The 2,004-nt window shown below is 62.5% G+C and carries 3 protein-coding genes; all 3 read left to right on the top strand.

Translation table 11 applies throughout. The features are described 5' to 3' along the window. Positions 1–207: 207 nt before the first annotated feature. The 3 genes from HKN37_10630 to HKN37_10620 all read left to right on the top strand — a co-directional run bounded on the left by HKN37_10630 (position 208) and on the right by HKN37_10620 (position 1,734). A complete protein-coding gene (locus HKN37_10630; protein NNE47103.1) occupies positions 208–525 on the top strand; it encodes a type II toxin-antitoxin system RelE/ParE family toxin in 318 nt (105 codons plus the stop codon). Next, the gene (locus tag HKN37_10625) at positions 522–809 is read left to right on the top strand and encodes a helix-turn-helix domain-containing protein (protein NNE47102.1); all 288 of its coding nucleotides are present in this window, start codon (positions 522–524) and stop codon (positions 807–809) included. Before HKN37_10630 ends, HKN37_10625 begins: the two co-directional genes overlap by 4 nt. Positions 810–1,269: 460 nt before the next feature. Continuing rightward, on the top strand, positions 1,270–1,734 hold the full coding sequence (locus HKN37_10620) for a hypothetical protein (GenBank protein NNE47101.1): 465 nt from the start codon (positions 1,270–1,272) through the stop codon (positions 1,732–1,734). The last annotated feature ends 270 nt before the right edge of the window (positions 1,735–2,004 follow it).

Genomic DNA, 2,004 nt, shown 5'->3' with positions numbered 1-2,004 from the left:
CGCCAGAACCGTCTGCAAGCTCAGGGGCCGTTTGGGACGGAGCGCCCGCAGGGCGCGGAGCCGGAAGCCTCTTGTTATGTGAGGTGTGCCCACTCGCTTGGTGGGAGATGTCTGGCCCCCAATCACGCCGGCGGCACCTAGCTGTCGTGGTGAGCACGTCTTCGCGTACGCCGTTGACGTATATGCGCCATTGGCGTAGCTTCGGACATGGAGATTCGCGAGACATCGTTCTTCACGAAGAAGATCGAGAAGCTGTTGGATCGGGAGTCGTATCGGCTCTTGCAGCTGAGTCTGGTGGCGTATCCGGAGTCGGGCGACCTGATCCGCGGCTCCGGCGGTCTTCGAAAGATCCGGTGGTCCGGCTCCGGGCGAGGGAAGCGCGGGGGGACACGAGTGATCTACTACTGGGCGACGGAGGATGGCGTGATCCTGATGCTCATGGCCTACGCGAAGAACGAAGCGGCGGATCTGACCAAGGAGCAGGTGGCAGTTCTTCGCCGCGTGGTCGAGGAGGAGTTCAAATGAAGGACGAGATGTTTCAGGAGTTGGTGGCGAGCGTTCGGGAGGGAGGCGCGATTCTTCGAGGAGAGAAGAAGGCGGCCAAGACCACGACGATCGACGCGCCCGACGTGGCGGAGATCCGCGCGGCGTACGACCTGTCGCAGTCACAGTTCGCAGCTCTGCTCGGGATTAGCGTGAGGACACTGCAGAACTGGGAGCAGGGCCGCCGGAGTCCCCAGGGGCCGGCTCAGGTTCTACTCCGGGTGGCGGCCCGTCACCCCGAAGCCGTACTCGACGCGGTTCGGTGATTCCAACGCCGCGAATCATCCGCCGAGGCCATCTCACATAACGTTCCGAGGCTTCCGAAACGGCCCCGGCTGTACTGCTCACCTCGTCAGACTAGGGCCGGCCGCAGCGTTCCCGCCAGCACCATCTGCACGCTCAGGGCCGTTTGGGACGGAGCGCCGTCAGGCGCGGAGCCGGAAGCCTCTTGTTATGTGAGGTGTGCCCGGCTGCACGATCAGGATGTGTGGGCCCGAAGCCCCCTTTCTCCGACGCCCAGGCCCAAGCAGGCACTCAACGTTGGGACTACTCCCAATGGATTTCGGTTTCCGAATTGACGCTTCAGCTGCGGTCCTAGAGCGAAGCGCACGATACCCGGCGGGCCCGCATTCGCGAGACCTTGTTAGGCTACCATCCGCCAATGTCTCTTGCACCACTCCGCCTTCAACACGACGATGCGCGGGGAACCCATTACGAGGAGTGAGGATGTCCGAACGTAAGTATGGCGAGGCGGCGGCAGCGGTCGGAGTCATACTCTCTTTGGCGTTCGTAGCCTTTGAGATCCGCGAGAACACGAAGGCAACGAGGGGCACCACGCTTCAGGCGATCGCCGAGTTGTCGTTCGACTTCGTTCTCGACCTATCCAACGACGAGGACTGGATCCGCATTGAGACGGCGATGCGGGAGCCGGGGACCACGCGCGAGGATCTCTCCCTCGAGGACCGGCGCATTCAGGAGCTGAAGTACGTGGCTGGCATGCGAATCCTGGAAAATCGGCTACGCCAGTTTCAGGTCGGTACCGTGAAGGCTGAAGAGCTCTCGCAATTCAGCCTCGGAGCGAGGGGGTTCTACACGACCCCGAGCTTCCGCGAGTGGTGGGGAAGTCGCGACCAGAGCGACTTCTTCGCCTCAGACTTCATCGAGTTTTTCGAGTCCGAGTTCCTGCGGTGAGCGACCAAGCGTTGAGGCAGCCAGTTCCGAATTGAGTCGCGGCCCGACTTCCTCTTCATCTGCCGCGATCGCTGAGGCCGCGCTTCTACGGTTGGATTCCGCAAACACGATGGCATCTCAGGCACCCGTCTACTCTGCTTTTGGCCATCTCACATAACGTTCCGGGGCTTCCGAAACGGCCCCGGCGTACAGTTCACGAACTCAAGGTACGGTCGCCCGCAGGCTTCCCGCTAGACTCGCCCACGCGCTCACCGAGGGCCGGTTGGGTCG

The sequence above is a fragment of the Rhodothermales bacterium genome (assembly GCA_013002345.1).
Lineage (GTDB): Bacteria > Bacteroidota > Rhodothermia > Rhodothermales > JABDKH01 > JABDKH01.
Note: the sequence above shows the minus strand (reverse complement) of the source record. Positions and strands in the feature narration are given on the sequence as shown.